This is a genomic window from Acinetobacter sp. UBA6720 (assembly GCF_002454215.1).
In the GTDB taxonomy this organism is placed as follows: Bacteria; Pseudomonadota; Gammaproteobacteria; order Pseudomonadales; family Moraxellaceae; genus Acinetobacter.
In genome coordinates, this window is the sequence record NZ_DKIK01000173.1 from 16,012 (window position 1) to 17,722 (window position 1,711).

Below are 1,711 nucleotides of genomic sequence, written 5' to 3' on the forward strand. Positions count from 1 at the left end.
GCACCTGGGTACGTTGCAGAAATTGTCACCGTGGGCGGTGCAATCGTCGGATACTGGGCAACTGGCATATTGGTTAGCGTAATAACACCCGCCAACATAATCACCAGTGCAATCACCCACGCAAAAATGGGGCGATGAATAAAAAATTGAGCCATTCAGTCTACCCCTTATGTGTTTGAAGTAGCTTTTTGTTCTGTTTTCGCACCAGCTTCTGTCTTTTTAGCCTCAGTTGTTGGAGCTTGAGGCGCTGCTGCTTGAGGTTGATACGGTTTCGTAACAACTTTTTGTTCAGCTTTAACTTTCGCTATACCGTCAACAATAACTTTTTCACCTGTTTTAAGACCTTGAGTCACAATCCAGTTTTGGCCTTGAATGCCAGATGTGGTGATTGGGCGAGACTCAACAACACCTTTGTCATTTACAATCATCGCGATGGCTTGACCAGTAGGTGTACGTGTCACAGCAATTTGTGGCACTAAAATCGCATTTGGGATCACCCCTTGCACGATTTGAGCGTTGGCAAACATACCAGGAAGTAATAAGTGATTTGGGTTCGGGAACACTGCACGGATGGTTACAGTCCCTGTATCTGGATTGACACTTGCATCAGAGAACGCTAAACGTCCTTCGACTGGGTACTCACTTCCATCTTCTAGTTTAAGTTTTACGCGAGTGTTATTACTGCTGTCTAAACTACCTTTGCTTAGTTGTTGGCGTAAGCGTAGAAGTTCAGAACTTGACTGGTTGATATCAACATAGATTGGGTCTAAACGCTGAATCGTCACCAAAGGGTCAGTTTGATTTGCTGTAACCAATGCGCCTGCTGTAACTGTTGAACGGTTCGTTTGACCTGAAATAGGTGAACGAATGGTTGAGTAGCCTAAATCTACTTCAGCATTTTTAACTTGTGCACGTGCAGCAGCGACTTGTGCTTCTGCAACATTCACTTGACCGACTAAGTCATCATAATCTTGTTTCGCAACAGCATTGCTTGAAACCAGTTGTTGATAACGATTGAGTTTGGTTTTAAGTGAGCTTAGATTTGCTTCTTGTTGTAATAATGCTGCTTTGGCATTATCAAATGTTGCGCGATTAGTACGAGAATCAAGTTCATAAAGTGCCTGTCCTTCACGTACATAGCTGCCTTCCGCAAACAAACGTTTTAGAATAATTCCACTCGTTTGTGGGCGAACTTCAGAGACTTCAAATGCCGTGGTTCTGCCAGATAACTCTACAGATTGTTCTACATTTTGCGGTTGTGCAACAATGACACCGACTTCAGTAGGTGGCATTTGTTGAGAAGCGCCTGCTTGCTGCGCATCCTTTGGGTCTTTGCTACAACCAACAAGTGCAATACTCGTTGCTAATGCGCAAGCGGTAAGGGCTGGGGCCCAAAGCTTTGCCGACATCATTGTTCCACCTCGATTAGATTTTTATCTAAAAATAATTTGTATTTGATTGGTTGTATCTGCCATACATAATGTAGAGCAGTGAAATCCATATAATACTGATACTCCATCCCGCAAGGACATCGGACGGGAAATGTACCCCAAGATAGACTCTTGAAATTCCCATCATCAGCATCCATAAAAGAGCAATGCAGACAATAAAACGATGTGCAGGAAATGGGCGACTTAAGAAAATGGCAAGACACGCCAAAGTGGCAGCATACATACTGTGCGCACTTGGAAAGGAAGCACCATAGCTCGTC

The 1,711-nt window shown here is 43.8% G+C and carries 3 protein-coding genes; all 3 read right to left on the reverse strand.

Going from position 1 to position 1,711, the window contains the following annotated elements:
• Positions 1–155: efflux RND transporter permease subunit (locus B4F08_RS17295; RefSeq protein ID WP_414632482.1), on the reverse strand; the 155-nt coding region annotated here is incomplete at its 3' end.
• Between the two features lie 12 nt (positions 156–167).
• Complete coding sequence (locus tag B4F08_RS14575; RefSeq protein ID WP_086208128.1) at positions 168–1,412, reverse strand: efflux RND transporter periplasmic adaptor subunit; 1,245 nt, start codon at positions 1,410–1,412, stop codon at positions 168–170.
• A 25-nt stretch (positions 1,413–1,437) separates the two neighbouring features.
• Positions 1,438–1,711, reverse strand: a 274-nt coding sequence (locus B4F08_RS14580; RefSeq protein ID WP_291375005.1) for a phosphatase PAP2 family protein, incomplete at its 5' end; no start/stop codon positions are given.

What these genes read in the sequence shown, in the direction of transcription:
- B4F08_RS14575 (WP_086208128.1), bottom strand. Translation starts at nt 1,412, where the DNA reads ATGATGTCGGCAAAGCTTTGGGCCCCAGCCCTTACCGCTTGCGCATTA.